Genomic DNA, 26301 nt, shown 5'->3' with positions numbered 1-26301 from the left:
GGGGCGAGGGTAGGTGTCCGGAATGCGGCCGGGACATGGGCGCGGTGTCTGGCACCCGCCGCATAACGCGACAACCTGTCGCCCGCGGGGGCCCGGGGGCGCCGGGCCTCAGTCGTCCGGGGCCGGCCGGGCCCGGGGCCTGCCGCCCGGGCAGGTGATGTCGTAGGTCAGGTCGTCGGCGTCCTCGGCACCGTCCCCGTCGTCGCTGGGCTCCGCCTCCAGGCGGGCCGCCCGCCCCGGCCCCCGCACCACGTCCTCGTCGAAGTGGTAGCCGTCCGCCGGGCTCCAGGACACGAGGTACACCGTCCCGCCGGGGCGGCACTCCACCGTGGCCGTGCCCCCGGTGAAGCGGACCGTCGACCGCTCGGGGGCGTGCGGGTGCGGGACCCCGGACGGCTTCGGCGAGCGCGCCGGGCCCGGGCTCGAAGGGCCAGAGCTCGAAGGGCCAGAGCTCGAAGGCCCCGGCCTCGAAGGCCCAGGCCTCGAAGGCCCCGGGCTCGAAGGCGCCGCGCTCGACGTCCCCTCCGCCGCGAGCGCCCTGCGCACCGCGCCCTCGTCCAGCGGACGGCTGTGCGCCGCGCCTCCGCCGTCCGCGCTCGCCAACTGCCAGGCGCCCAGGGCTCCCGCGGCCGTGCCGACCGCCACCCAGGCCATCGTGCCCGCGGCACTCCACCACTTCCGCATCCGTCCACCCTCCCCCGCCGTTCCCTAACGGCCGGTTAAGACCCGGGTCGAGAACCCGCCCGAGGACCGGTCGGCGGGAAACCGATGGTGAACCGGGCCCGAACTCCTGGCTACCGTGGCCCCCATGGCCCATCTTCTCGTCGTGGAGGACGACCCCCAGCTGCGCGAGGCCCTGCTGCGGGCCCTGCGGGACAAGGGGCACGCCGTGGTGACGGCGCCCACGGGCATGGCGGGGCTCGACGCGGCCGTGACGCACCCGCCGGACCTGGTCGTCCTCGACCTGGGCCTGCCGGACGTGGACGGGGCGCAGGTGCTGCGGATGCTGCGCGCCGTCAGCGACGTACCCGTCATCGTGGCGACGGCCCGCGACGAGGAGCCGGAGATGGTGGCGGCCCTGGGCGACGGGGCGGACGACTACATCGTGAAGCCGTTCGGCGCCGCCCAGTTGGACGCCCGCGTCAAGGCGGTGCTCCGGCGGCTCGGCGCGGGCGCGGCCGAGGAGCCGCTGCGGGTGGGCGGCCTCACCGTGGACCCGGCCGCGCGCGAGGTGACCCTGGACGGCGCGGCCGTGGACCTCACCCCGCGCGAGTTCGACCTCCTTGCCCATCTGGCCCGGCGCGCGGGCCGGGTGGTGTCGCGGCGCGAACTCCTCGCCGAGGTCTGGCACCAGCCGCTCGGCGGCGCCGACAAGACCGTCGACGTCCATCTGTCGTGGCTGCGCAGGAAGCTGGGCGAGACCGCGCAGGCCCCGCGCTATCTGCACACCGTCCGCACGGTGGGCGTCAAACTCGCCGCCCCCGAGCCGTCGTAGGGCCCGGCCGCCATGCGCCGTCGCCTGCTCCTGCTGACCGCCGCCACGACCGCCCTCGTCCTCACCGCCCTGCTCGTCCCCCTCACCCTGCTCACCCGCAGCCACGCCGCCGACCGCGCCACCGCGGAGGCCACCGCGCGGGCGCAGTGGGTGGCGCACGCCATCGGGCCCGCCCTCGCCTCCCGGAAGGAGCGGCCGACCGCCGAGCAGACCGTGGAGAGCGTCAACGGCCCAGGGCTTCCGCGCACTTCACTCATCCTGGGCAGCGGCGCGACCGTCGGCCCCGGGCCCGCCGAGGTCACCGACGCCGTCCGGCTCGCCCGCACCGGCCGGGCGTTCACCTACGAGCCCTCGTCCGGCGGCCGTCAGGTCCTCGTCCCCGTGCACGGCGCCGCCGACGGCACCGCCGTCGTCCAGGTCACGCTCACCGGCAAGCAGCTGTACGCGGGCACCCTGACCTCGTGGCTCGTGCTCGCCGGGATCGGCGTCGGGCTCGTGCTGCTCGGCCTGCTGCTCGCCGACCGGCTCGGGGCCCGCCTCGTGGGCGCGACCCGGGGCCTGGCCAGGACCGCCGACCGGCTCGCCGCCGGGGACCTGTCGGCCCGCGCCGCCCCGGAGGGCCCGCCCGAGCTGCGGCTCGTCGCCGCCGAGCTGAACCGGCTCGCCGCCCGCATCGACGACCTGCTCACCGCCGAACGCGTCACCGCCCGCGAGAACGCCGCCGACCTCGCCCACCGCCTGCGCACCCCGGTGGCCGCGCTGCGGCTCGACGCGGAGACGCTGCGGGACCCGGAGGAGGCCCGGCGCATCGCGGCGGACGTGCTCGCCCTGGAGCGCAGCGTCGACGACGTCATCCGCAAGGCCCGCCGCCCGCTGCGCGCCGCCCCGGGCGCGGACCTGGCGGCCGTGGCCCGCGAACGCGCCGCGTACTGGCAGCCGTTGGCCGAGGACCAGGGGCGCAGCGGCGCCGTCGACACACCGGCCGGCGGCCTCACCGTGCCCGTTCCGTACGACGAACTCGCCGCCTGCCTGGACGCGTTGATCGGCAACGTGCTCGACCACACGCCCCAGGGGACCGCCTACCGCGTCGCCGTCACCACCGGGCCCGACGGCCGCGCGCGCCTCACCGTCAGCGACGAGGGGCCCGGCTTCCCCGGCTCCTGCGCCCGGGCCGCCGCGCGCGGCACCAGCGGCGGCGGGTCGACGGGCCTCGGCCTGGACATCGCCCGGCGCACGGCGGAGGACGCGGGCGGCTCCTTCACCGTCGAGCACCGCCCGACCCGCGTCACGCTCGCCTTTCCCCCTCCGGCGCCCCGGGACCGCCCGCCGCCCGTGGGAACGCGACCCGCACCGCCCGCGCCCAGCGGTTGATCCCGAGCTCCGGCCGCACCGCCGCGAGGCCGCCGCAGTACTTGGTGAACTCCGCGGCCCGCAGTCCGTACCGGTGCAGGACCCGGTCCGCCTCCGTCAGCCTGCCGCGCGTCTTGGTCTCGACGAGGACGAGCCCGCTGTCGGCCGTCGCCGTCCGGCCCGTCGCCACGTCCCGTACGACCAGTGCGGCGTCGCAGGTGATCCGCTGGCCGTCGGCCACGAACGTCGCCCGCCGGTAGTGCGTGACCAGGGAGGGCGTCAGGGAGGCCGGCGCCTCCACGCCGTACGAGCCGCGGAGCACCCCGGCGAGGAAGCCGCGCCGGGTGTCGTCGAGCGCGTGCGCGTCGCCCTCCATGCGCTGGCGGTGCTTGACGGTCTCGCCGCGCCCGGTCTTCAGCTTGATCTCGAACTGCCGCTCCCCGCTGTCCTGATAGACCCGCTCCCGTATGCGGTAGCGCAGTCTGCGGCCCTGCCGGTGGTCGTGGAAGGTGCCGAGGCCCGGGGTGTCGTAGTACGTCGAGTGGTAGCCGAAGCTGCGGCGGCCGCCGATGCTCAGGGCCCGGAAGGGGCCGCCGCGCCGGCGCGGGTCGGTGAGCAGCGCGGCGAAGTCCTCGAAGACCTCGACGGGGACCAGATAGCCGTGGTCGTAGCGGGCGAGCAGCTCCGCGCGGGCGTTCAGCTCGGCGAGCGAGACGGGGTGCGCGGCGAGCGCGGCGCGGCTCAGGGCACGAAGGGCAGGGTTCACGCGGGCTCCTAGCTGAGACGTGCGGCCGGTCGTGACGTCGTACTCGTATCCGTACTCGTACTCGTACTCCGAGTGAACGGGCGGGAGCCCTCCGTGAGTTCCGGCTGCCGGAACCGGACTTCCAGCACCATGAGGTCGCGGACGAAGTCCACTTCGTGGACGGTCCAGCCGAGCGGCCGCCCGACGCGGCGCTCCAACTCGGCGCGCAGGGCGCCCTCCTCGCGGTACACGGCGTCGAGGGTGACGACGGCGCGGCGGTCGCGGGCGTACAGGCGCGGATGGTCGGCGACGTACATGACGAGCAGGAGCACGGCCGCGAGGCCCGCGGCGGTCAGCAGGGGCAGGCCGGGGAGCCCGCACAGGAGCCCGAGGACGAGCGTCGTGAAGTAGTACGCGACCTCCTGGTGCCGCACGGCGTCGGAGCGGAGCCGGACGATCGAGAGCACGCCGAAGAGCCCGAACCCCAGCGCGAGGCCACCCCCCTTGGCCTCCGAAAGGGCGGCGACGACCGAGAACAGCGCGACGTTCAGGGCCAGATACGCGGGCACCAGCTCGCGCCGGTGGTGGCGCGGATAGAAGACGGCGAAGGTCAGCAGCGCGACGGCCGCGAGGTCGAGGCCCAGATGGGCGGCGAGTGTCTGCGAGTCCATGCGCCGGACGCTAGGCGGGCGCGGGTTAAGGGGGCTCCTGGCGGGCGTTAAGGCCCCACGCGAAGCCCTTTGCAGGATCCATTGACAGTATGCTGTCGTAATGACAGCATACTTACATACCCGCTCGGGCAGCGGCCCGGGTACGGGAGTCCGGCACTGGAGGTCACCATGAGCAAGGCCGTTCACCTCGCCGTCTACGACACGCTCGCCGACTGGGAGACCGGGTACGCCACCGCGTTCCTCGCCCGCACCGGCCGCACCGTCCGCACGGTCGCCCTCACCGCCGACCCCGTCACCAGCATCGGCGGCGTCCGCGTCGAGCCCGACCTCACGCTCGACGCGCTGCGCCCCGAGGACAGCGAGCTGCTCATCCTGCCCGGGGCCGACCTGTGGGACACCGGGGACGGCCTCGCGCCGTTCGCCCGCACCGCCCGCGCGTTCCTCGACGCGGGCGTGCCCGTCGCCGCGATCTGCGGGGCCACGGCGGGGCTCGCCCGCGAGGGGCTGCTCGACGACCGCGCCCACACCAGCGCCGTGTCGATGTACCTGGACGCGACCGGCTACCAGGGCGCGGACCGGTACGTCGAGTCCGACGCCGTCACCGACGGCGACCTGATCACCGCGGGGCCCACCGAGCCCGTCGCGTTCGCACGCGAAGTCCTCAAGCGCATGGGCGCGTTCGAGGGCGAGAAGCTCGACGCCTGGTACCGGCTCTTCCACGACTCGGACCCGGCCGCGTACGAGACGCTGAACTCATGAGTTCCCCGAACGACGGCGGTTCCGCGAGTGGCGGCGAGCGCGCCGCCCAGGACCTGCTCAGCCGCACCGCACTCGGTGTCTTCCGGCTCAACGGCCAGTTCCTCGGCGTCTCCGAGGAACTGGCCCGGCCCGCCGGGCTCACCGCCGCCTGGTGGCAGGTGCTCGGCGCCGTCCTGCGCGAGCCGCTGCCGGTGGCCTCCGTCGCCCGCGCCATGGGCATCACCCGGCAGAGCGTGCAGCGCGTCGCCGATCTGCTCGTGCGCCGCGGGCTCGCCGAGTACGCGGAGAACCCCGCGCACCGCCGCGCCAAGCTCCTGCGCCCCACCGAGGAGGGGCGCGCGGCCGTCGCGAGGATCCAGCCGGGCCACGCGGACCTCGCCGCGCGGCTCAGGGACGCGCTCGGCGCGGAGCAGTTCGAGCAGACCGCGCTGGCCCTGGAGCGGCTTTCGGACGCCCTCGCAGGACTGGAGCCGTCCGTTACGCAACCGTAGAGGCAAGCCCGGGGCGGCCCTCCTCACCCCGCACTGTCCTCGCCGGGGGCGACGGGGGTCCGGCTTCTCCGCCCGCTCCCGCGCGGGCACCACGGCCAGGAGCAAGCCCTGGGGCACGTCAGGCACGCGCTCGCTCCCCCCAGGAGAAGCGTGGCGTGGTTCCGGCGGCCCCGTAGCCGGGCCAGTCCTCTTCCAGCCATGCCGCGCACAGGCGGGCACCCTCGACGCAGTTGGCGAGGAGGCCGACGTGGATGCCGGGGCAAGTGTCGAGGTGCTCGCGGTAGGCCGCGTACAGGTCCGGGAACTCGTAGTCGTCCACGAGCTCGTCATGGTCATCCGTGGTCATGTGAGCACGCCCTTCATCGCCTCGTGCGCGCCCAAGTAGGCCGTGAGCAGGTCGGCGGGGTCGGTGAGGACGAGCGGGGCGGTGGGGGCGACGATCCAGGAGCGGGTGCGGACGGTGAGCGGAGCGACGACGGCGGGGTCCGGGGCGGCGATGCAGTCGCCGCGGCCGAGGGCGGTGGACTGCGGCGCGTACCAGGACTCGGCGGTGTCCGGGGGGACGAGGGCTTCGACGTGGGTCACGGTGTGCAGTACGGGCCCGAGCAACGCGCCGTCCGCGCGCAGGCGGTGGACAGCTCGCCAGCCGAGACGCTGCGGCATGCGCACCACGTCCCAGGCCCTGCCGACAGGGACCGGCGCGAGGTCGCCGCGGTCCCACGCCGCAAGCGCCCTGCGGATGTCGGCTTTCGCTTCCGCGAGCCAGGTGACGGCGCACGCGGTCGCCTTGGTCTCGGCCATGTCGACTCCCACCAGTCGGCCACGCCCCGGGGCCGTGACGGCGATCGCCGGGGCTCTTGTTGATCTGGCCAGCGTCCTGTGCCGGGTGGGGGCGACTCGATCCCCCACCGGTAATCTCACGGTGAGATGGAATCTCATCCCGTTCGTGAATACCGGGAGCCGCCCCATGGGGACCGCGCTGGAGCCGATCCAACTGCCCAACTGGGCATGGGAACGCGCCGAGGTGCGCCAAGCCCTCAGGACCCGCGACATGGGCGCCGTCTTCCGGCACGTGCAGCAGTACGCCGGTGCCAGCCAAGCTCGCATCGCGACCGCGACCGGCATGACGCAGGCCCGTGTCTCCGAGATCATCAGCGGGCGCCGGGAAGTGTCGCGGCTGGACGTGTACGAGCGGATCGCTGACGGGCTCCACATGCCGGACGACGCCCGGCACCTGCTTGGCCTTGCCTCCGCCCGGGAGCGGCGGACGGGCGGGGCCGCGTTCGACCTCGCGGCGTTCCCGGAAGTGGTGCGCGTGTACGCAGCGCAGAACTCGGCGGCGGAAGAGATCCAACAGCATGCCCGTGAAGCAACGGAGCTGGATGTCCTCGCGGTGCGCGGGCTCGGGCTGCTCGGCCTGAACGACAGCCTGTTACGCGCTTGCCTCCCGCGCGATCGGGGCGGCAAGGGTCTCCGCGTCAGGGTCGCTCTCCTCGCCCCCGACAGCACCCCCCTGGTGCGCCGCGCGGCGGAGATCGGGGAGTCCGCGGAGTCCCTCGCTTCCGGGGTGCGGCTCACCGAGGCGCGGCTCCGCGAGCTGGCGGACGTGGGCGACGTCAGCGTGTGGCAGTACAGCGTGCTTCCGACGTGGCGGCTCATCCGTGCCGACGGGACGATGTTCGTCGGGGCCTTCGACGCCGGCTGGGAAGGACACGAGTCGGCGTTGTACAAGGTGGTGGAGACCCCGCACGGCCCTCTGTACCGAGGGTTTCGACGGATGTTCGAGGCAGTCGTCGACGGCGCGCAGCGCGTGGTCTGACGAGGAGGGAACCGCAGATGATCGAAGCGGAGCTGAAGGCACGCGTCCGTGAGCCGGAGCAGGTCGTGCGGCGACTGGACGAGCGTGCGACGGCGCGGGTCGAGGTGTACAGGGACACGTATTACGACCGGCCGGACGGCTCGTTGGAGAAGGCGGGCGAGGAACTGCGGGTGCGTACCGTGCACGGCGCGGACGACACCCGCACGGTGCTCACGTACAAGGGCGCGGCAGTCGACGAGGAGTCCGGGTCGAAGCCCGAGTACGAGACCCGTGTCGAGGACGCCGGGCAGGCACACGCGATTCTGCGAGGGCTCGGGCATGTGGAGCTGATCGCGTTCGAGAAGCGGTGCCGGAACTACGACTTCGAGGCCTACGGCCGGCAGATGCTCGCCACGCTGGTGCGCGTGCCGGAGATCGACGGCACCTTCCTGGAGGTCGAGACGCTCGTCGACGAGGCAGACGTGGCCGCGGCCCTGGAGGACATCCGGGCGACGCTAGCCGACTTCGGCATCAGCCCCGAGGACTTGACCAAGGAGACGTACACGGGCGCGGTCGCCGAGCGGCGCAGCTGAATCCCGAGACGTGCCGAACCCCGAGACACGCTGAGGCGGCCCCGCCCTCCCGAAGGGGAACGGGGCCGCAGTTCGCCGGGCGGAAGGCCTGCCCGCTGACGTGGGGGATGACGGCGTGGTCGACGGTGGGCAGCGGGACGGTACGGTCTGGCACGGGGCTGACTTCTGGTGGTGCAGGGGTCGGATCAGGCCACGTCCGGTGGTGGAGTCACCGCGGCGGAGCCGCTCGCCGTCTCACGGATGTGTCACAGATTCCGTCGACGGCTGCGGAGAAGGCGCCCATGATGTGGGCTAGACGGATCTGAGAAGGCGCAGATGGACCGCGTAGACGGTCCGTAGACTTCTCGGTCTGTTGCATGGCGGTACACGCACAGTGGCCGCCGGGAAAGTGGCTGGAACTGGGGGAGGACGGCGCCGCGATGGCCATGGAGAAACTGGGCCCGGGGGAACCGCAGCGGATAGGCGCCTACCGCCTGCTCGCGCGGCTCGGCGCGGGCGGCATGGGGCAGGTGTACCTGGCACGTTCCGGCCGGAACCGCACGGTCGCCGTCAAGCTGGTGCGCGAGGAGCTCGCCGCGCAGGAGGAGTTCCGCAGCCGCTTCCGGCAGGAGGTGCAGGCCGCGCGGCGCGTCGGCGGCGCGTGGACGGCGCCGGTGCTCGACGCCGACACGGAGGCCGCGATCCCGTGGGTCGCCACCGGGTACGTCGCCGGGCCCTCGCTGCAGACCGTCGTCTCGCACGACCACGGCCCGCTGCCCGAGCGCTCCGTGAAGATCCTCGCGGCCGGGCTCGCGAACGCCCTCAAGGACATCCACGCCGCCGGGCTCATCCACCGCGACCTCAAGCCGTCCAACGTCCTGGTGACCATCGACGGGCCGCGCGTCATCGACTTCGGGATAGCCAGGGCCCTGGAGACGGTCACCGACGGCGGCCTCACGCGCACCGGCGCGCTCGTCGGCTCTCCGGGGTTCATGGCGCCCGAGCAGGTGCGCGGCGACCGCGTCACCGAGGCGGCGGACGTCTTCTGCCTGGGGTCCGTGCTCGCGTACGCCGCGACGGGCGCGCTGCCCTTCGGCACGGCCAACAGCGGTGTGCACGCGCTGATGTTCCGCATCGCCCAGGAGGAGCCGGACCTGGAGCCGGTGCCGGAGTCGCTGCGCGACCTCATCGAGCACTGCCTGGCCAAGGCGCCGGGAGACCGGCCCTCCCTGGACGACGTCCTGGACCGGACGGGCGCCGGGGACACGGTCTTCGAGGGGAAGTCCCGCGAGCCGTGGCTCCCCGGGGCCCTGGTCGCCCAACTCGGGCGGCACGCGGTGCAGTTGCTGGAGGCCGAGGACCCGGAGGCGGAGCCTTCGGCGGAGCCGGGCGAGGCCGCGGGTGCCGCCGGGCCAGGTGCCGCCGGAGCCGCGGGCGCCGCCGGAGCCGCGGGCGCCCCCGGGGCCCCAGCCGCCGCGGGAGCCGCAGCCGCCGCGGGAGCCGGGGCCGCCGCGCCCGACGGCCCGCAGCCGCCCGCGGAAGGCGCCCCGCCCCAGCCCGCGGCACCGCCCGCCGCCGCGCCCGGCACCCCCGGGCAGCCCGACACCCCGCCGCCGCCCGGCGTGCCCGGCCACGGCTCGGTCGACCGGCTGCCGACCATGGTCAGCGGGGCGCCGCCCGCGCCCCTGCCCCTCGCGCCCGCCGCCACGCCCGCGCCTCCGCCGGGCCACACCCCCGCCTACGCCTACCCCCACCAGCCCGCGGGCCCCGCCGGGCCCGCCGTGTACGGCTACCCGCACCCGCAGGGGCCGTACGGCACCGGCACCGGCACGCCCCCGTACGGCCCGCCGCCGCTCGACCCGCCGCGCCGCAGCGCCCGGTCCACGGCGCTGCTCGTCGTCGTGGCCGTCATAGTGGCCCTCGGCGCGGGCGGCACCGTGTACGCGGTGATGAAGGGCGACGGCGACCCGAAGGCGCGCGGCGACGGCAAGAACCGCGAGAGCACCGCCCCCAAGACGCCGGGCACCCCGTCCGACTCCGCGGGGCCCGCCTCGCCGACGCCGTCCCCGTCCGACGAGGACGACGACGGCACCGTCCCCGACAAGTACCTCGGCACCTGGAACGGCACCCTGTCCGGCGAGGCCGGGACCAGCACCCGCCGTCTGACCATCCAGCAGGGCGAGGTCGGCGACACCGTCCTGTCCCTGACCGCCGACGGCCCGCTCAAGGGCGGCGGCACCTACCACTGCGTGTTCCAGGGCACCTTGACCTCCGCGTCCGACAGCGAGCTCCAGATCTCCGCGACCACGGTCACCGTGGGCCCGGCCCGCACCTGCGAACCGGGCGCCCCCAGCGTCGTCAGCATCCTGCCGAGCGGTGAACTGCACCGGGTCAACACCGACGGCGGCAAGGCGCTCACGTACACCAAGGGCTGACCGGCCCGCGGGCGCGGGCCCCGTGGCCCGGGCCGCCGCCCGCCCCCCGTCGGCCGGGCGGCGGCCCCTGCCACCCGGCCGATTCCAACCCGCGGCGGCGTTGTCCCGCACCCCCTGCGCGTGCCGCGGGACAAAATCCGGTTTTGGCTCGCCCGCGGCTTCCGCCCGGCCGGACAGCGGAGTTGGGTGGGTGCCCGTCACGCAGGTACGGGGGCACGCGGGGGGATGCGTCGTGGGACGTCGCGAGAAGCCGATCGATCCGGCCGCGGGCCCTGTGGAGCGGTTCGCACACGAGCTGCGCGTGCTGCGCCGGAGGGCGGGCGCGCCCACGTACCGGGCGATGGCCGCCGACTCCGCGTACTCCGCCACCACCCTCGCCTACGCCGTCGCGGGCGAGAAGCTGCCGTCGCTGCCGGTCGCGCTCGCCTATGTGAAGGCCTGCGGCGGCGACCCCGGCTGGTGGGAGCGGCGCTGGCGCGAGGCCCGCGTCGAGGAGGCCGCGCACGGGTCCCGCGACGACGCGGAGGACGCCGATCCGCCCTACCGGGGCCTCGCCCGCTTCGACACCGGGGACCAGGAGCGCTTCTTCGGCCGCGACCGGCTCACCGCCGAACTCGTCGCCCTGGCCGGGGAGCACCGCGTCACGACCGTCTTCGGCCCCTCCGGCAGCGGCAAGTCGTCCCTGCTGCGCGCCGGGCTCATCCCCTCGCTGCGGCAGCCCGCGCCCCGCGCGGCCCGGCCCGCCGCGATCCGCCTGCTCACCCCGGGCCCCCGGCCCGTACGCACCCACGAGCGGCTCTTCGAAGCGGCCCCCGGCGACGGCGACACCTGGCTGGTGGTCGACCAGTTCGAGGAGGTCTTCACCCTCTGCCACGACGCGGGCGAGCGGCAGGAGTTCATCGACCGGCTCGTGGCCGCCCGCGCCCCGGCCCTGCGCCTGCGCGTGGTGCTCGGCGTGCGCGCCGACTTCTACGGCCGCTGTCTGCAGCACCGCAGGCTCGCCGACGCCATCCGCGAGGCCAATCTGCCGGTGGTCCCGATGAGCCCCGCCGAACTGCGCGAGGCCATCGTCAGACCGGCCGCCGCGCACGGCCTCATCGTGGAGCGCGCCCTCACCGCCCGGCTGATCGAGGAGACCCTGGACGAGCCGGGCTGTCTGCCCCTGACCTCCCACGCGCTCCTGGAGACCTGGCGCCGCCGCCAGGGCCGCACCCTGACGATGGCCGCGTACGAGGCGTCGGGGCGGGTCACCGGCGCGCTCGCCCGCACCGCGGAGGACCTGTACACCCGTCTGCCCGTCGACCAGCGGGAGCTGGCGCGCCGCATCCTGCTCCGTCTGATCACGCCCGGCGACGGGGTGCCGGACACGCGGCGGCCGGTGCGCCGGGCCGAGCTGGACGGCGGGGACGGCACGGGCGGCACGGGCGGCGACGGCACGGGCGGCTCGGACAGCGCAGACGCGGCGGGCGCGGGCGCCCCCCCCGCGGCCCGCGTCCTCGACCGGCTCGCCCGCGCCCGCCTGGTCACGCTCGACCACGACACCGCGGAGCTGACCCACGAGGCCGTCATCACCGGCTGGCCCCGGCTGCGCGGCTGGATCGAGGAGGACCGCGAGCGGCTGCGCTGCCACCGCCGCCTCACCGAGGCCGCCGAGGCCTGGCAGGAACTCGGCCGCGACGCCGGCGCCCTGTACCGGGGCACCCGCCTCGGCACCGCCGACGAGCACTTCCCGCGGGCCCACGCCCATCCCGAACTCACCGCCCTTGAACGGGACTTCCTCGCCGCGAGCACCGCCGCCCGCGACCAGGAGCAGCGCGCGGCGGCCCGCGTCACCCGCCGCCTCCGCCGGTTCACCACGGCCCTGTCCGTGCTGCTCGCCCTCGTCCTCGCCGCCAGCCTGATCGCCTGGCAGCAGAGCCGCGACAGCGACCGGGAGCGCGACCGGGCCCGTGCCGCGCAGCGCGTGGCCCAGTCCCGCCAGCTCGCCGCGCAGTCCGCGGCCCTGGCCGACAGCGACCCCGACCTGGCCTCGCTGCTCGCGGTGCGGGCCCACCGCACGGCCCCCACGCCGGAGGCCGCGGGCAGTCTGTACGCCGCCGCCGAGCTGCCGCTGCGGCGCCGCTTCACCGCCGCCGAAGGACCGGTCCTGTCGGTCGCGGTGAGCCCCAGCGGGCGCACCCTCGCCACCAGCGGCTACGACGGCACCGTACGGCTGTGGGACGCGACCACCGGCAGGCTGCGGGCCGACCTCAGCAGCGAGGCCGGTGACGTCTACGCGGTGGCGTTCAGCCCCGACGGGCGCACCCTCGCCGCCAGCGGCGACACCCGGGTCCGGCTGTGGAACGTCACCACCGGCACGGTGCGCCGGGCCTTCCCCCGCCACACCGACGCGGTGTTCACGCTCGCCTTCAGCCCCGACGGCCGCACCCTCGCCAGCGGCAGCGACGACGGCACCGTACGCCTCTCGGACACGGCGACGGGCCGGACCCGCGCCACGCTCCGGGGCCACAGGGGCGAGGTCTCCGGAGTCGCCTTCGGCCGCGCCGGGAACACCCTGGCCACCAGCGGCGCGGACCGGACCGTACGCCTGTGGGACACGGCAGGGGGCGCGCCGCGGGCCACCCTGCGGGGCCACCGCAGCGAGGTCTCCGCCATCGCCTTCAGCCGCGACGGCCGCACCCTGGCCAGCACCGGCTACGACCGGACCGTACGCCTGTGGGACGTGACGGAGCGGCGGACGCGGGCCGTCCTCAGGGGGCACACCGGCGAGGTCTCCGCCGCCGCGTTCAGCCGCGACGGGCACACCCTGGCCACCGGCGGCGCCGACCGGACCGTACGCCTGTGGAACACGGCCACCGGCCGCACCAGGACCGTCCTCACCGGCCACACCGCCGCCGTCTCCGGGATCGCCTTCGGGCCGGACGGGCACACCCTCGCCACCAGCGGCTACGACCGGACGGTGCGGCTGTGGGACACGGCACCGCGCACCCCGCACACCACGCTCACCGGGCAGGGCGCCCCGGTCGCCCTCGCGGCGTACAGCCCCAGCGGGCGGACCCTGGTCACCGGCGGCACCGACGGGGGCGTACGCCTGTGGAACCCGGCCACCGGCCGCACCAGGACCGTCCTCACCGACCGCACCGGGCCGGTCCTCGCGGTCTCGTTCAGCCGGGACGAGCGGACCCTGACGACCGTCAACGACACCCAGCGGGTGCGGCGCTGGGACGTGGCCACCGGCAGGCCGCGCAGCACGTCCGTCGACAGCCCCGAGGCCGTCGTGGCGGCGGCCATCAGCCCGGACGGCAGCACCCTCGCCGTCGTCACGGGGCAGCGCACGGTACGCCTGTGGGGCGTGGCCGCGGGCCGGTCCCGGACGGAGCTCGACCACCCGGGGGCCGTGCTCGCGCTCACCTTCAGCCGGGACGGGCGGACCCTCGCCACCGGCAGCGCCGACGGTTCGGTACGGCTGTGGGACGTCGGGAGCGGCACCCGGCGCACCACCCTGACCGGGCCCGCCGACGCGGTCGGCGCGGTCGCGGTCGGCCCCGACGGGCGCACGGTGGCCGCGGGCAGCGACGACGGCACGGTACGGCTCTGGGACACGGCCACGGGCCGGACCCGGGCCACCCTCACCGACCGCACGGGGCAGGTCCTCGCGGTGGCCTTCAGCCCCGACGGACGCACCCTCGCCAGCGGCGGCGCGGACAGCGCGGTCCGGCTGTGGGACGCGGCCACCGGCCACCTCCGTGCCCGGCTCGCCGGGCACGGCGAGGCGGTGCGCGCGGTGGCGTTCAGCCCCGACGGGCGGACCCTGGCCACCGGCGGCGAGGACGCGAAGGCCCGCCTGTGGCGGACCGACCTGCCCACGCCGGCCGGGGCGGTCCGGCGGATCTGCCACGCGGTCGGCCGCGACCTGACCCCGCAGGAGCGTGCGAGCTACCTGCCGGACCAGCGCCGCGGCCGCGCGTGCTGAATCACTAGATGAACGAGTTGATCTCGATCGTCTCGTCCCGGCCCGGACCCACGCCGATCGCGGAGATCGGGGCGCCGGACATCTCCTCCAGGGCCTTCACGTACGCCTGCGCGTTCTTCGGCAGGTCGCCGAAGGTCTTGGCCTTGGTGATGTCCTCGGACCAGCCCGGCAGCGTCTCGTAGACGGGCTTCGCGTGGTGGAAGTCCGTCTGGCTGTACGGGAGCTCCTCGACGCGCTTGCCGTCGATCTCGTACGCCACGCAGACCGGGATCTCCTCCCAGCCGGTGAGGACGTCGAGCTTGGTGAGGAAGAAGTCCGTCAGGCCGTTCACGCGGGTCGCGTAGCGGGCGATCGGGGCGTCGAACCAGCCGCAGCGGCGGTCACGGCCGGTGGTCACACCGCGCTCGCCGCCGATGGTGCGCAGCGCCTCGCCGTCCGCGTCGAACAGCTCCGTGGGGAACGGACCCGCGCCGACACGGGTCGTGTACGCCTTGAGGATGCCGATGACGCGGCTGATCTTCGTCGGACCGACGCCGGTGCCCGTGCAGGCGCCGCCCGCGGTCGGGTTCGACGAGGTGACGAACGGGTACGTGCCGTGGTCCACGTCCAGGAGCGTGCCCTGGCCGCCCTCGAACAGGACGACCTTGTCGTCGTCGAGCGCGTCGTTGAGGATCAGCGTGGTGTCGGCCACGTACTGCTTGATGTTCTCGCCGTGCTCCAGGAGCTGCTCGACGATCTGCTCCGCCTCGATGGCCCGGCGGTTGAACACCTTGGTGAGCAGCTGGTTCTTCTGCTCGAGGGCCGCTTCGACCTTCTGCTTCAGGATCGACTCGTCGTAGAGGTCCTGAACGCGGATGCCGGTGCGGTTGATCTTGTCGGCGTACGTCGGGCCGATGCCGCGGCCGGTCGTGCCGATCTTCCGCTTGCCGAGGAAGCGCTCGCCGACCTTGTCCACCGTCACGTTGTACGGCGTGATGATGTGCGCGTTTCCGCTGATCAGCAGCTTCGACGTGTCGACGCCGCGCTCGTTCAGACCGCTCAGCTCGGAGAGCAGGACCGACGGGTCGACGACGACACCGTTGCCGATGACAGGCACGCAGTCCGGGGAGAGGATCCCGGAAGGGAGGAGATGCAGCGCGTACTTCTGGTCGCCTACGACAACCGTGTGGCCGGCGTTGTTGCCGCCCTGGTAACGCACCACATAATCCACGGAGCCACCGAGCAGGTCAGTGGCCTTTCCCTTGCCTTCGTCACCCCACTGAGCACCGAGCAGCACGAGTGCGGGCACAGGCGTACACCCCTTCCGGGCGGGGCATGTCCAAGGTCAGGGGCCACGGCCAGGTGCCGTCGCCGCCGGTGTGGGTGTGCCTTGGTCGCCCCGGAATAGACGAAGCCCCTGGCGCAATAGCGCAAGGGGCTCTTGCACAAAGATGCTACCCGAGGACTAAAGAAAGGGCGCACGTGTCGGCTCGCGGCCAGCGCGATGACCTCATCGTGATCATCGACCCGGTCGCCCGGCGCACGGACGGCGAGTCCGTACGCATCGCCAAGGACGTGCTTGGCGCGGGCGCGGCGCTCAAGCTCTGTCTGCCCGAGGGGCCCGAGGAATTCGCCCGCGCCCTGGCCAGACGCGGCACGCGGCGGCCGGTCGTGGTCGGCGACGACGCGGCCCTCAGACGGGCCGTCGCCGTCCTGCACCGGGAGCGGGCCCTCGGCGCGACCGACCTGGCGGTCGTGCCCGTCGCGGGCACCACCACCGGGGTGCGCCTCGCCCGCGCCCTCGGCGTGCCCGCCGGGGCGGTCGCCGCGGCGCGCACCGTGCTCGACGGGGTGCCCCGGCGGCTCGACCTGCTCGTCGACGACCGCGACGAGGTCGTGCTCGGCGACGTGCGCATCCCCTCCCTCGACGCGGGCCTCGCCGACGGGCCCGGCGCCGAGCGGCACGGGCACGCCTGGCTGCGGACCTGCCAGTCCCTCGTGCGCACCCTCGGCGCGCGGCCCGCGGCGGGCCGGGCCGGGCCGTCCCGGCTGCGCGTCGAGGCGGACGGGGTGACCCTCGTCGACCTGGACCAGCCCGTCGAGGGCGTGTCCGTGAGGCCCGGCGGCGGGGGCCTCGCCCGGGTGGAGGTGCGGCCCTCGTCCGTCGGGGCCGGGGTCGCGCCCGTGGGGGCGCGGGCCCGCTCCGTGACGGTGTCGGGGCCGGACTTCCGCTACCGCGCGGACGGCGCGACGGCCGGCCCCGTCCGCACCCGCACCTGGACCGCCCGCCCCCAGGCCTGGCGCCTCACCCTCCCGGCGGACCGACCGCACTAGGCCTCCGCGGCCGGGGCCCGCCTTCGCCTTCGGGCGGAGTGGGCCCTTGCCGTACCCGGCAGTGCGGGACCGCTTCGGCATGCCCTGGACAAGCAGCCCCGCCATCCGGGCGGCGTACCGTGGCGGCGTGGCAACCGAAGATCTGGGGCGCACCCTGCGCCGCCTGCGTCGCTTGGCCTCGCTGAGTCAAGAAGAGCTGGCCGAGCGTTCGGACGTATCCGTCGACGTCATCCGCCAGCTCGAACAGGGGCGGAAACACTCGGCACGCCTGCCCACGCTGCACGCCCTGGCGAACGGCCTCGGCGTGGAGCTGACCACACTGCTGGGAGACCCGCCCGCCGTCTCCTCCACAGGCGAGAACGACGGACCGCGCTTCGTCGCGGTGCGCCGCGCCATCATGCCCACGCTCTGGGCGCCGGAAGCGCGGCCACCGGGGCCCGGCTTCTCGATGGCCCGGCTGCGCGAACAGATCGCGGAGGGCTGGACGCAGTACCACGCCGCCGAGTTCGACGCGGTGATGAAGGCCCTGCCGGACCTGATCTCGGACGCGCGCTCAGCCGCCGCGGCGGCGGGCGACACCGCGGACCGTGGGGCCGGTTTCGCGGCCCTCGGCAAGGCGCTTCAGCTCGCCGGGCACGTCGCCGTGCGGATGGGCAAGACCGACCTCGCCCTCATCAGCCTGGAGCGAGCGATAGATGCCGCTCGGCAGTCCTGTGACCCGCTGCTCGTGCCGATGGTCGTCAACTCCACTGCGTGGGCCTACCAGAGACAGGGACGCCTGGAGGACGCGCTCGGCATCGCCCTCCACGCCGCCGCCGACATGGCAGACGCAGGCCACACGGGCACGGCTGACGGCCTGAAGGTCTGGGGTGCCCTGACCATGAGCGCCGCCACGTCAGCCGCACGAAGCGGCGACTACGAGCGCGCGGCAGCGATGATGGAGACGGCCGAGAAGGAAGCCACCCGGGTCTCGAAGCTGCCCGACACTGGCGACAGCCGCATGGTCAGCGTCTTCAGCCCGTCGTCGGTCCGCATCGAACGCGTCCGTCTGGCGGTCCAGTACGCCCACCCGGAAGACGCGTTGAAGCTGGCCAAGGGCATGCGGCTGGCGAAAGACACACCGCCGTCGTGGCGGACGTGGCTGCTGCTCGACGTGGCGCGGGCCCACACCGATGTCGGGGATGCCGCCGGAGCGGTGAAGACCCTGGAGGCCCTGCGCCGGACCGCGCCGATGTGGATGCGGCACCACACGCTGGCGGTGGCCATCGTCCGGGACCTGTGGGCCCTGCCCAACCACCCTCCGGGGCTGCGCCCGTTGGCGGAGTTCCTGGGCATCGCCGATTAACGTCGCGAAAGTAGGACGCCACGTCCCTGGGTCTGTGCGTGGCGGGCCGGTTGCATGGCGAGGTGACAAGCACCCCGGCGACCGTGCCACCGGCCCCGGGGCGCGGCCGACTACCCAGGGACCCGACATGGGCGAGAGTACGTCCCCAGCGCCAGCGCCGAACAGCGCCCCTCAGACGCAGAACCCTTCCAACGGCCAGGAGTTCCGGGCCATCGTCTGCTGGCTGGCGGAGGCCGAGCCACGACCGCGCACGGTCTGGGCGGCGTGGGAGACGCACGGCGTCGCGCTGCTGCCGCTCGGCCGCCGCTTCGACGCGATCCGCGTACCGGCCGAGCACGTCCACGACGCGGTGGGCAGTGACGGGCCCGAGACGGTGGCCACCGCGCTGCGCGCGCGGTGCGACGGGCCGGTGATCCGTGACTTTCGCAGCAGCCTCGGCCCGTACTACGCGCTCATCCCGCCCGGCACCGACTGGGACGGCCCGGCCGAGCGCCTCACCACCGGGACCTACCTCGGCGTCCCCCGCCCCGGCCACACGACGGCGCTCTCGCGCTGGGTGGTGTTGCCGCAGCACCCCGGCGCGCTGTGCGACACCCGGTGCGTGCGTACCCTGCTCGCCACGGCTGCTCCGCTCAGGACGGTGGGCCGATGACGACGGCCGCCGCCCCTGACGACTACGTGGACGACTGGGAACCGCCGGATCTGTACGGGGCCTACCGCGAGCACCTCGACCACTGCCCCCTCATCCACACCGGCCTTCTCGCCAACTGCGTCGCGGGCGCGCGCCTGTGTGCCGCCTGGCTGGAAGAAGGCTGGCCCGGCCACGGGGCCGCCGGAACTGTCGAAGCCCGGCGGGCGGTGTGGGCTGATGCGTGACGTGGCCCGGGATCTGCGCCTGTTCGTCGTGCCCGCCATCACCACCTCTGCGCCGAGCAGCGGTCCGGCGCTGCGTGCGTGTGGTGCCCTTTCGGCCCCTGCGAGGGGGCCGAGCTCTCGGTGCCGAGCACCTGGTCGCACTCCGCCCTGGTGGGGGCGGGTGGGTGGGAGCTGGCCCGGCGGGGGCACCAGGGCCCGCTGACCGGCCCCGCCCAGGCCGGACCCAGGCCGGGCCCCGTCACACCGCCACGCGCAGCTCCGTCAGGCCCCGGATCACGAAGCCCGGCTTCCGTGTCGGGTCGGTCAGGAGCCGGAGCCCCGGTGCCCGGCGCAGCAGTGCCCCGAGCGACGCGCCCAGTTCGAGGCGGGCCAGGGGTGCCCCGATGCAGTAGTGGATGCCCGCGCTGAAGGAGATGTGCGGGTTCGCCTCGCGGGAGCGGGTGAGGTCGAGGGCGTCCGGGTCGGGGAAGACCGCCCCGTCCCGGTTGGCGGAGCCGAAGAGCAGGGCCACCTCGCTGCCCCGGGGGATCACCGTGCCGCCGACCTCGATGTCGTCGAGCACCCACCGCTCGAAGAGCTGCAACGGGGTGTCGTAGCGGAGCAGCTCCTCCACGGCCGTGGGCAGCAGCCGTTCCGGCTCCGCGCGCAGCGCGGCCAGCTGCCCGGGGTGGCGGAAGAGCGCGTACCAGCCGTTCACGGTGGCGTTGACGGTCGCCTCGTGCCCGGCGTTCAGGAGCAGTACGCAGGTGGAGACCAGCTCCTGCTCGCTGAGCCGGTCGCCCTCCTCGTGGGCGGCGATGAGCTCGGTGAGCAGATCGTCGCCGGGGCGGACGCGCCGCTCGGCGATCAGCTCCCGCAGATACGCGGAGAACTCCAGGGACGCGCGCACCGCCCGCTCGGCGGCCGCCGCGCCCGGGTTCAGCTCGTACATCCCGCAGATGTCCGCCGACCACGGCCGCAGCGGCGCCCGGTCGCCCTCCGGGATGCCGAGCAGCTCGGCGATCACCGCGACGGGCAGCGGCTCCGCGACCCGCGCGAGCAGGTCGCCGCCGCCGTCCGCGACGAGGCCGCGCACCAGCTCGTCCGCGAGCCCCTCCACGTACGGGCGCAGGCGCTCCACCGTGCGGGGCGTGAACGCCTTCGCGACCAGGCGGCGGATGCGGGTGTGCGCGGGCGCCTCCAGGTCGAGCATGCCGTGGTCGTTGAGGACGTGGAACGGCTCGTGCGCGGCCGGCGGCGCGGTCCGCCCGAACTCCTCGTGGCTGAACCGGTGCAGATAGGTGCGGCCGAGCCGCCGGTCGCGCAGCAGCGCGGCGACGTCCGCGTGGCGCGGGATCAGGTACTGGTCGCTCGGCCCGTAGTGGTGCACCCGCCCGCGGGCGCGCAGCTCGGCGTAGGCGGGGTAGGGATCCGCGAGGAAGGCGTCGGACGAGGGCGCGAACACCTCGGTGATGTGTGCGGCAGCGGCCATGCACGGACGCTAGCCGCGCTCACCCGGGTGTGACCAGCCTCGCCTCGTAGGCGAACACGGCGGCCTGGGTGCGGTCGCGAAGCCCCAGCTTCACCAGGATCCGGCTGACGTGCGTCTTGATGGTGGACTCGGCGACGACGAGCCGCTCGGCGATCTCCGCGTTGGAGAGCCCCTGCGCGATGAGCACGAGCACCTCCGTCTCGCGCTCGGTCAGCTCCCCGTACTGGGCCTGCGCCTGCGCGGTCCCGGCGAGCCGCGGCCGCTCCGAGAGCCGGGAGAACTCCGTGATCAGGCGGCGCGTCACGCTCGGCGCGAGCAGCGCCTCGCCCGCGGCGACGACCCGCACGCCGTCCGCGAGCTCGCGCGCCGAGGCGTCCTTGAGCAGGAAGCCGGACGCGCCCGCGCGCAGCGCCTGGTACACGTACTCGTCGAGGTCGAAGGTGGTCAGGACCAGGACCTTGGTGGTGGTGCCGTCGGCGGCGACGATCTCGCGGGTGGCCTCGATGCCGTTCAGCTCGGGCATGCGGATGTCCATGAGGACGACGTCGGGGGCGAGTTCGCGCACCCGGCTCACGGCCTCGCGGCCGTTCACCGCCTCGCCGACGACCTCGATGTCGGGCATCGCGTTGAGCAGCACGGAGAAGCCCTCGCGGACCATCATCTGGTCGTCGACGATCAGCACGCGGATGGGTGCGGCGCTCACGCGGCCTCCCCCTCGGGCGCGTTCGCGGCCGCCGCGAGCGGGACGGGCAGGAACACCGTCACCTCGTACCCGCCGTCGGCCGTCGGCCCGGCCGTCATCTCCCCGTCCAGCATGCCGACCCGCTCCCGCATCCCTGTGATGCCGTGCCCGGCGCCCATCGAAAGGGGCGGGCGAAGCCCTCGTTGAGGGGCGGTGGCCGGGTGACGGGCGGGCGGCTTCACGAGCCCGGTCGCGGGTCCGTTCACGATGCGCAGGCCGAGCCCGCCGAGCACGTAGCCGATCTCCACCCGGGCCGTCGCCCCCGGCGCGTGCCGCAGGCTGTTGCTGAGCGCCTCCTGCACGATCCGGTACGCGGACAGCTCGACGCCCTGCGGCAGTTCCCGCACGCCACCGGTCACGGCCTTCTCCACGGCGAGGCCCGTCTCCCGCACGTTGGCGATCAGCCGGTCCAGATCGGCGAGCGTCGGCTGCGGGGCGTCGGGGGCCTCGTAGTCCTCCGCCCGTACGACGCCGAGGACGCGGCGCAGCTCGGTCAGGGCGATCACCGCGTTCTCACGGATCGTCGCGAAGGCCTGCGCCAGCTCCGGCGGCGGGTTCTCCACCCGGTAGGGGGCCGCCTCCGCCTGGATGGCGACGACCGACATGTGGTGGGCGACGACGTCGTGCAGCTCGCGGGCGATGTTCGTGCGCTCCTCCAGGAGCGTGCGCCGGTCCCGCTCGACGGCGGTCACGGTGCGCTCGGCGACGACCTCGCGGCGGGCGTCCCGGTTCGCCGACACCAGCGCCACGATGGCGACGACGACGCCGCTGAACATCAGCATCTCCACCGTGTTCGACTGCCAGCCCATGGAGGCCTCGGCGAACATCGAGTACAGGGCCGTGAGCACCCACATCCACGCCGCGGTGCGCGGCCGGGTCCGCGCCGCGACCACCGCCATCACCGCCGTGTGCCCGACGATCGAACCGGGCGGCCACGGGGACCAGCCGGCGCCGCTCAGGACCACCATCATCGGAGTCATCCCGAGCGAGCACCACCAGGCGAGCACCGGCCGCACCAGGGTGAGAAGGACCGCGCCCGCCGGCAGGAAGCCGGTGAGCGCCCACGCGAACTCGCCCCGCGCGTCCCAGCCGCCGAAGCCGCCCGCGTACGCGGTGAACAGGGTCAGCGCCGCCAGGGCGAGCACCACCCCGTGCGGCAGCCACACCGAGGCCTGCCCCGCCCGCCCGGGCAGCCGCGCGGCCTCCCGCCGCAGCGGCGGCAGCGGCCGGTAGGCGAACACGTCCTGGAACAGGTCGACGCGCAGGCCCTGCAGGGCGTTCTGCGCGAGGTGGAACTCTGGGCTGCGCGTTTTCTCGGTCACGCCTGAAACGGTACGGCGGCCCCGGTGGCCCGGACGTCCCCTCTGCGACGGGTTCCCTGGGGTCCGTCGCAAGTACTACGCGGGGGCCGCGGGGCGTCCGCGCACCGGGACCGGGGCGCACCCCCGCGGGGCGGCATGGAGCAGACTGGAGCCCATGGCCATTCACGAGAACCTGCTCGGGGGACCGCCCCCGACCCATCTGCCCGACGACCCGGAGCCCCGGGAGCTGCTCGCGGGCGGCACGGCGGCCGCCGACGTCGCCGCCAAGTACCCGAAGTCCTCGCTCGCGTGGGCCCGCCTCGCCGACGAGGCCTTCGAGGCGGGCCGCGTCGTCGAGTCGTACGCGTACGCCCGCACCGGCTACCACCGGGGCCTGGACGCCCTGCGCAGGTCCGGCTGGAAGGGCCACGGCCCGGTGCCGTGGGAGCACGAGCCGAACCGCGGCTTCCTGCGGGCGCTGCACGGCCTGGCCCGCGCGGCCCAGGCGATCGGCGAGCAGGAGGAGTACGAGCGCTGCTCGACGTTCCTGCGCGACTCGTCGGCGACGGCTGCGGACACCCTGGGCTAGCCCCCGCTCCCGCGGACCTGCCTGGGCCACCCGGTGTGACCAGGCAGGTCTTGCCGTTTCCCGGGATGTTGCGGAGGATGCGGGTGGGGACCGGGGCCCCCGTGCCGCTACGGCAGGGGCGGACCGCTACCCGGATCACGCATCTAGGAGACAGCGATGTCCCACGAGGCGAGCACGGCAGGCGAGACTCTCGAGATGAACGAGATACAGCAGACGTCCGGCGAAACGCCCACCGAGAGCCCCGACAGCCCCAACCTCGACTTCGCCGGCAGCACCCCCTACGAGGACTACGTGAAGGCGGACGTCCTCACGCACCTCCAGCACCTGCGCTCCGACGACCCCGGCGAGATGGTCTTCCTGGTCACGACCCAGGTGATGGAGCTGTGGTTCACGGTCATCGTGCACGAGTGGGAGACCGCCGCGCGCGCCCTGCGCGACGACGACGTGCCGACCGCGGTGGCCGCCCTGAAGCGGTCCGTGCGCGAGCTGGAGGCCCTGAACGCCTCCTGGAAGCCGCTCGGCCAGCTCACCCCCGGCCAGTTCAACTCCTACCGGGGCTCGCTCGGCGAGGGCTCGGGCTTCCAGTCGGCGATGTACCGGCGCATGGAGTTCCTGCTCGGCGAGAAGTCCGCGTCCATGCTGGTCCCGCACCGCGGCACGCCGCGCGTGTACGCGGAGCTGGAGAAGGCCCTCCAGGAGCCGAGCCTGTACGACGAGGTCCTTCGGCTGCTCGCGCACCGCGGGTACGACGTCCCCGCCGAGGTCCTCGACCGCGACGTGGCCGCCAAGTACGAGCCGTCGCCCCGCGTCGAGGCCGTGTGGACCGAGCTCTACTCCGGTGACGACAACTCCGACCTGGCGCGCCTCGGCGAGGCCCTGACCGACGTCGCCGAGCTGGTGTGGCGATGGCGCAACGACCACCTGGTGGCCACCCGCAGGTCCATGGGCGCCAAGACCGGCACCGGCGGCTCCGCGGGCGTGGCCTGGCTGGAGAAGCGCGCCACGAAGAACGTGTTCCCCGAGCTGTGGACGGCGCGCAGCCATGTCTGAGCCGAGGGAAGCCGACCTGCGCGTGCGGGCCGCCGCCCTCGACGCCGCGGACCGGCTCGCCGCCAAGCGCAAGGAGTTCGTCCTCGACGACAGCGTGTACCTGGACGGGAACTCCCTGGGCGCCCTGCCCGCGAACGTGGCGGGCCGGGTCGCCGACGTCGTCACCCGCGAGTGGGGGCGGCTGCGCATCCGCTCCTGGGAGGAGAGCGGCTGGTGGACCGCGCCCGAGCGGGTCGGGGAGCGGATCGCCCCGCTCGTCGGCGCCGCCCCGGGCCAGGTGGTCGTCTCCGACTCGACGAGCGTGAACGTCTTCAAGGCGGTCGTCGCGGCCGTGCGCATGGCGCAGTCCGACAGCCCCGCGCGCGACGAGGTCGTCGTCGACGCCACCACCTTCCCGACGGACGGGTACGTCGCCGAGTCCGCCGCCCGCCTCACCGGCTGCCGCCTGGTCCCGGCCGCCCCGGCCGACGTGCCGGGCCTGCTCGGCCCGCGCACGGCGGCGGTCCTGCTCAACCACGCCGACTACCAGTCGGGCCGCCTGCACGACCTGCCGGGGCTCACCGCGGCCGTGCACGCGGCGGGCGCGTACGTGGTGTGGGACCTGTGCCACACGGCGGGCGCCCTGCCCGTCGCCCTGGACGAGCACGGCGTGGACCTCGCGGTCGGCTGCACGTACAAGTACCTGAACGGCGGCCCGGGTTCGCCCGCGTACCTGTACGTACGCCGTGACCTGCAGTCCCGCTTCGACTCGCCGCTGCCCGGCTGGAACTCGCACACCGACCCCTTCGGCATGCGGCCCGACTACGAACCGGCCGCGGACGTGGTGCGCGGCCGCGTCGGCACGCCGGACATCCTGTCCCTGCTCGCCCTGGAGGCGGCCCTCGACGTCTGGGACGGCGTCTCGCTCGACGACGTACGGGCCAAGTCCCTGGCGCTCACGGACTTCTTCCTGGAGTGCGTGGCGGCGTACGTGCCCGAGGGCCGGGTCGAGTCCGTCACCCCGGCCGCGCACGCGGAGCGCGGCAGCCAGATCGCGCTGCGCTGCCCGGACGCCCGCGAGGTGATGCTGCGGCTCGTCGCGGCGGGCGTGGTCGGCGACTTCCGCGCACCGGACGTGCTGCGCTTCGGCTTCACCCCGCTGTACGTGTCGTTCGCGGACGCGGAGCGGGCGGCGCGGGTGCTCGGGGAGATCCTCGGCGGTTCCGGGGAGCTGGCCTCCGAGGGTGCCCGGGACACCTGATAACGTCCGGCGAATCCGGATCATGGCCCGGACGCGCGGCCGTTCCGGATCCGTCCGCGAACGTCCGCCGGGCGCCGGTTGGTTGTCACCGGCGCCCGGCGGTCCCGCACTCCGCCGAGCTGGGAGGTCACCGCATGCCGGACGACGCCGCCGTGGCGCGTGACGCCGCCGAGGAGCAGTCCGCCTTCGCGCACCCCGCGGTGCGCCCGGACGCCACCGCCGCCTACGGGCCGCACCCGGACCAGCTCGTGGACTTCTACGCGCCGCGCGGCGGCGAGGAGTCCGCGCCGCTCGTCGTCGTGCTGCACGGCGGGGCGTGGCGGGCCCCCTACGACCGGCAGCACATCACGCCGTTCGCCGACTTCCTGGCCCGGCGCGGCTTCGCCGTCGCCAACGTCGAGTACCGCAGGGGCCGTTCGCCCGCCGGGCCGATCCCCGCGCAGGGCGCCGCCGCCGGGCCCGTGGCCGGGCGCTGGCCGGAGACCTTCGACGACGTGGCGGCCGCCCTCGACGCGCTGCCCGCGCTCGCCCGCGAGGCGCTGCCCGTCGCCGACCCGCGCCGCACGGTGGTGACGGGGCACTCGGCGGGCGGCCACCTCGCCCTGTGGGCGGCGGCCCGGCACGTCCTGCCGGAGGGCTCGCCGTGGCGCACGGGCCGGCCCACGCCGCTGCGGGGCGTCGTCGCGCTCGCCCCCATCGCGGACTTCCGCGTCGCGGACGAGCTCGGTGTGTGCTCCGGGGCCGTGCGCCAGTTCCTGGACGCCGAGGGCCCGGCGGCGCGGGCGGCGGCCCGCTTCGAGGAGCGCCTGCCCCACGCCGACCCGGCCGCGCTGCTCCCCACCGGCATCGCCACGGCCGTCGTGCAGGGCCGCACCGACATCGTCGTCCCGCAGGCGGTCGCCGAGGCCTACGCCGACGCGGCCGCGAAGGCGGGCGAGGTGGTCGGCCTGACGCTCCTGGAGGACGTCGGCCACTTCCCCCTGATCGACCCGGCGGCGGACGCCTGCGCGGTGGTCGCGGAGGAGATCGCCCAACTGGCGTTCTGAGCCACCGCTCCAGCCGTCCTGGTCGTCTCAGCCGCCCTG

At 74.8% G+C, this 26301-nt stretch carries 26 protein-coding genes; 17 read left to right on the top strand and 9 right to left on the bottom strand.

What is annotated here, in order from left to right:
• Positions 1 to 108 precede the first annotated feature (108 nt).
• Positions 109 to 294, bottom strand: coding sequence for a hypothetical protein (locus tag IG74_RS52245; RefSeq protein WP_158857784.1), 186 nt, complete (start codon positions 292 to 294; stop codon positions 109 to 111).
• 40 nt (positions 295 to 334) lie between these two features.
• Here IG74_RS52245 and IG74_RS52240 point away from each other — a divergent pair, with 40 nt between their 5' ends.
• From IG74_RS52240 to IG74_RS0127365, 3 genes are all read left to right on the top strand, one after another.
• Entirely contained in the window at positions 335 to 712 is a 378-nt protein-coding gene (locus tag IG74_RS52240; protein ID WP_158857782.1) for a hypothetical protein, read from the top strand.
• Positions 713 to 808: 96 nt separating this feature from the next.
• A complete protein-coding gene (locus tag IG74_RS0127370) occupies positions 809 to 1495 on the top strand; it encodes a response regulator transcription factor (protein ID WP_030682751.1) in 687 nt (228 codons plus the stop codon).
• Positions 1496 to 1507: 12 nt separating this feature from the next.
• Positions 1508 to 2866, top strand: coding sequence for an ATP-binding protein (locus tag IG74_RS0127365; RefSeq protein ID WP_078869068.1), 1359 nt, complete (start codon positions 1508 to 1510; stop codon positions 2864 to 2866).
• Here the strand turns inward: IG74_RS0127365 and IG74_RS0127360 are convergent.
• On the bottom strand, positions 2781 to 3611 hold the full coding sequence (locus IG74_RS0127360; protein WP_051855486.1) for a VTC domain-containing protein: 831 nt from the start codon (positions 3609 to 3611) through the stop codon (positions 2781 to 2783). The two genes, IG74_RS0127365 and IG74_RS0127360, sit on opposite strands and share 86 nt — an antisense overlap.
• An 8-nt stretch (positions 3612 to 3619) precedes the next feature.
• Positions 3620 to 4261 (bottom strand): DUF4956 domain-containing protein, encoded by a 642-nt coding sequence (locus IG74_RS0127355; protein ID WP_037826117.1) that lies wholly within the window; start codon positions 4259 to 4261, stop codon positions 3620 to 3622.
• A 168-nt stretch (positions 4262 to 4429) separates the two neighbouring features.
• Here IG74_RS0127355 and IG74_RS0127350 point away from each other — a divergent pair, with 168 nt between their 5' ends.
• Entirely contained in the window at positions 4430 to 5020 is a 591-nt protein-coding gene (locus tag IG74_RS0127350; protein ID WP_030682743.1) for a DJ-1/PfpI family protein, read from the top strand.
• Positions 5017 to 5511, top strand: a complete 495-nt coding sequence (locus tag IG74_RS0127345; protein WP_051855484.1) for a MarR family winged helix-turn-helix transcriptional regulator — start codon at positions 5017 to 5019, stop codon at positions 5509 to 5511. Before IG74_RS0127350 ends, IG74_RS0127345 begins: the two co-directional genes overlap by 4 nt.
• Before the next feature lie 118 nt (positions 5512 to 5629).
• Here IG74_RS0127345 and IG74_RS52235 read toward each other — a convergent pair whose 3' ends face one another.
• Together IG74_RS52235 and IG74_RS52230 are read right to left on the bottom strand one after the other, a co-directional pair.
• Complete coding sequence (locus tag IG74_RS52235) at positions 5630 to 5857, bottom strand: hypothetical protein (protein ID WP_030682739.1); 228 nt, start codon at positions 5855 to 5857, stop codon at positions 5630 to 5632.
• A complete protein-coding gene (locus tag IG74_RS52230; protein ID WP_030682737.1) occupies positions 5854 to 6312 on the bottom strand; it encodes a hypothetical protein in 459 nt (152 codons plus the stop codon). The genes IG74_RS52235 and IG74_RS52230 overlap by 4 nt, the downstream gene beginning before the upstream one ends.
• 34 nt (positions 6313 to 6346) lie before the next feature.
• On the opposite strand from IG74_RS52230, the gene IG74_RS0127330 reads away from it, so the two are divergent.
• From IG74_RS0127330 to IG74_RS0127315, 4 genes are all read left to right on the top strand, one after another.
• A complete protein-coding gene (locus tag IG74_RS0127330) occupies positions 6347 to 7330 on the top strand; it encodes a helix-turn-helix domain-containing protein (protein WP_234334469.1) in 984 nt (327 codons plus the stop codon).
• A gap of 17 nt (positions 7331 to 7347) precedes the next feature.
• A complete protein-coding gene (gene cyaB, locus IG74_RS0127325) occupies positions 7348 to 7902 on the top strand; it encodes a class IV adenylate cyclase (protein ID WP_030682733.1) in 555 nt (184 codons plus the stop codon).
• 425 nt (positions 7903 to 8327) lie between these two features.
• A complete protein-coding gene (locus IG74_RS0127320; protein WP_030682730.1) occupies positions 8328 to 10316 on the top strand; it encodes a serine/threonine-protein kinase in 1989 nt (662 codons plus the stop codon).
• A 232-nt stretch (positions 10317 to 10548) separates the two neighbouring features.
• Positions 10549 to 14289, top strand: a complete 3741-nt coding sequence (locus IG74_RS0127315) for a hypothetical protein (RefSeq protein ID WP_324607519.1) — start codon at positions 10549 to 10551, stop codon at positions 14287 to 14289.
• A gap of 4 nt (positions 14290 to 14293) precedes the next feature.
• On the opposite strand, the gene IG74_RS0127310 is transcribed toward IG74_RS0127315, so the two are convergent.
• Positions 14294 to 15577, bottom strand: a complete 1284-nt coding sequence (locus IG74_RS0127310; RefSeq protein WP_030682726.1) for an adenylosuccinate synthase — start codon at positions 15575 to 15577, stop codon at positions 14294 to 14296.
• Positions 15578 to 15750: 173 nt separating this feature from the next.
• On the opposite strand from IG74_RS0127310, the gene IG74_RS0127305 reads away from it, so the two are divergent.
• The 4 genes from IG74_RS0127305 (at position 15751) to IG74_RS0127290 (ending at position 18823) form a co-directional block, all read left to right on the top strand.
• Positions 15751 to 16602 carry a hypothetical protein gene (locus tag IG74_RS0127305; RefSeq protein ID WP_030682723.1) on the top strand — a complete coding sequence of 284 codons (852 nt, stop codon included), beginning with the start codon at positions 15751 to 15753 and terminating at the stop codon, positions 16600 to 16602.
• A 127-nt stretch (positions 16603 to 16729) separates the two neighbouring features.
• On the top strand, positions 16730 to 17947 hold the full coding sequence (locus tag IG74_RS0127300; protein ID WP_030682721.1) for a helix-turn-helix domain-containing protein: 1218 nt from the start codon (positions 16730 to 16732) through the stop codon (positions 17945 to 17947).
• A 127-nt stretch (positions 17948 to 18074) separates the two neighbouring features.
• Positions 18075 to 18599: a hypothetical protein gene (locus tag IG74_RS48150; RefSeq protein ID WP_051855483.1), complete on the top strand. Its 525-nt coding sequence runs from the start codon at positions 18075 to 18077 to the stop codon at positions 18597 to 18599.
• Complete coding sequence (locus IG74_RS0127290) at positions 18596 to 18823, top strand: hypothetical protein (RefSeq protein ID WP_030682717.1); 228 nt, start codon at positions 18596 to 18598, stop codon at positions 18821 to 18823. The genes IG74_RS48150 and IG74_RS0127290 overlap by 4 nt, the downstream gene beginning before the upstream one ends.
• 238 nt (positions 18824 to 19061) lie before the next feature.
• On the opposite strand, the gene IG74_RS0127285 is transcribed toward IG74_RS0127290, so the two are convergent.
• Genes IG74_RS0127285 through IG74_RS0127275 form a run of 3 tightly spaced genes read right to left on the bottom strand, consistent with a single transcriptional unit; the run spans position 19062 to position 22358 of the window.
• A complete protein-coding gene (locus tag IG74_RS0127285) occupies positions 19062 to 20294 on the bottom strand; it encodes a cytochrome P450 (RefSeq protein WP_030682714.1) in 1233 nt (410 codons plus the stop codon).
• Positions 20295 to 20313: 19 nt separating this feature from the next.
• Positions 20314 to 20997 carry a response regulator gene (locus IG74_RS0127280; RefSeq protein WP_030682712.1) on the bottom strand — a complete coding sequence of 228 codons (684 nt, stop codon included), beginning with the start codon at positions 20995 to 20997 and terminating at the stop codon, positions 20314 to 20316.
• Positions 20994 to 22358 (bottom strand): sensor histidine kinase, encoded by a 1365-nt coding sequence (locus tag IG74_RS0127275; protein WP_030682710.1) that lies wholly within the window; start codon positions 22356 to 22358, stop codon positions 20994 to 20996. The genes IG74_RS0127280 and IG74_RS0127275 overlap by 4 nt, the downstream gene beginning before the upstream one ends.
• A 154-nt stretch (positions 22359 to 22512) precedes the next feature.
• Here IG74_RS0127275 and IG74_RS0127270 point away from each other — a divergent pair, with 154 nt between their 5' ends.
• The 4 genes from IG74_RS0127270 to IG74_RS0127255 all read left to right on the top strand — a co-directional run bounded on the left by IG74_RS0127270 (position 22513) and on the right by IG74_RS0127255 (position 26262).
• The gene (locus IG74_RS0127270) at positions 22513 to 22926 is read left to right on the top strand and encodes a DUF3151 domain-containing protein (protein ID WP_030682706.1); all 414 of its coding nucleotides are present in this window, start codon (positions 22513 to 22515) and stop codon (positions 22924 to 22926) included.
• A 195-nt stretch (positions 22927 to 23121) separates the two neighbouring features.
• Positions 23122 to 23976: a tryptophan 2,3-dioxygenase family protein gene (locus tag IG74_RS0127265; protein WP_030682705.1), complete on the top strand. Its 855-nt coding sequence runs from the start codon at positions 23122 to 23124 to the stop codon at positions 23974 to 23976.
• Positions 23969 to 25216, top strand: a complete 1248-nt coding sequence (gene kynU, locus IG74_RS0127260) for a kynureninase (protein ID WP_030682703.1) — start codon at positions 23969 to 23971, stop codon at positions 25214 to 25216. Before IG74_RS0127265 ends, kynU begins: the two co-directional genes overlap by 8 nt.
• A gap of 134 nt (positions 25217 to 25350) precedes the next feature.
• Positions 25351 to 26262: an alpha/beta hydrolase gene (locus tag IG74_RS0127255; RefSeq protein ID WP_030682700.1), complete on the top strand. Its 912-nt coding sequence runs from the start codon at positions 25351 to 25353 to the stop codon at positions 26260 to 26262.
• Positions 26263 to 26301: the final 39 nt, after the last annotated feature.

Origin of the sequence: Streptomyces sp. NRRL B-1347 (assembly GCF_000720325.1) — a bacterium.
Classification (GTDB): Bacteria; Actinomycetota; Actinomycetes; order Streptomycetales; family Streptomycetaceae; genus Streptomyces.
The sequence above is the reverse complement of the archived record's forward strand: the minus strand, read 5'-3'. Positions and strand labels throughout refer to the sequence as shown.

Bases quoted from the DNA above. Each gene is read 5' to 3' on its own strand.
- cyaB (WP_030682733.1), top strand. From the start codon at position 7,348: ATGATCGAAGCGGAGCTGAAGGCACGCGTCCGTGAGCCGGAGCAGGTC.
- IG74_RS0127365 (WP_078869068.1), top strand. From the start codon at position 1,508: ATGCGCCGTCGCCTGCTCCTGCTGACCGCCGCCACGACCGCCCTCGTC.
- IG74_RS52235 (WP_030682739.1), bottom strand. From the start codon at position 5,857: ATGACCACGGATGACCATGACGAGCTCGTGGACGACTACGAGTTCCCG.
- IG74_RS48150 (WP_051855483.1), top strand. From the start codon at position 18,075: ATGGGCGAGAGTACGTCCCCAGCGCCAGCGCCGAACAGCGCCCCTCAG.
- IG74_RS0127285 (WP_030682714.1), bottom strand. From the start codon at position 20,294: ATGGCCGCTGCCGCACACATCACCGAGGTGTTCGCGCCCTCGTCCGAC.
- kynU (WP_030682703.1), top strand. From the start codon at position 23,969: ATGTCTGAGCCGAGGGAAGCCGACCTGCGCGTGCGGGCCGCCGCCCTC.
- IG74_RS0127350 (WP_030682743.1), top strand. From the start codon at position 4,430: ATGAGCAAGGCCGTTCACCTCGCCGTCTACGACACGCTCGCCGACTGG.
- IG74_RS0127370 (WP_030682751.1), top strand. From the start codon at position 809: ATGGCCCATCTTCTCGTCGTGGAGGACGACCCCCAGCTGCGCGAGGCC.
- IG74_RS0127255 (WP_030682700.1), top strand. From the start codon at position 25,351: ATGCCGGACGACGCCGCCGTGGCGCGTGACGCCGCCGAGGAGCAGTCC.
- IG74_RS0127265 (WP_030682705.1), top strand. From the start codon at position 23,122: ATGAACGAGATACAGCAGACGTCCGGCGAAACGCCCACCGAGAGCCCC.
- IG74_RS0127320 (WP_030682730.1), top strand. From the start codon at position 8,328: ATGGAGAAACTGGGCCCGGGGGAACCGCAGCGGATAGGCGCCTACCGC.
- IG74_RS0127270 (WP_030682706.1), top strand. From the start codon at position 22,513: ATGGCCATTCACGAGAACCTGCTCGGGGGACCGCCCCCGACCCATCTG.
- IG74_RS52230 (WP_030682737.1), bottom strand. From the start codon at position 6,312: ATGGCCGAGACCAAGGCGACCGCGTGCGCCGTCACCTGGCTCGCGGAA.
- IG74_RS0127355 (WP_037826117.1), bottom strand. From the start codon at position 4,261: ATGGACTCGCAGACACTCGCCGCCCATCTGGGCCTCGACCTCGCGGCC.
- IG74_RS0127290 (WP_030682717.1), top strand. From the start codon at position 18,596: ATGACGACGGCCGCCGCCCCTGACGACTACGTGGACGACTGGGAACCG.
- IG74_RS0127345 (WP_051855484.1), top strand. From the start codon at position 5,017: ATGAGTTCCCCGAACGACGGCGGTTCCGCGAGTGGCGGCGAGCGCGCC.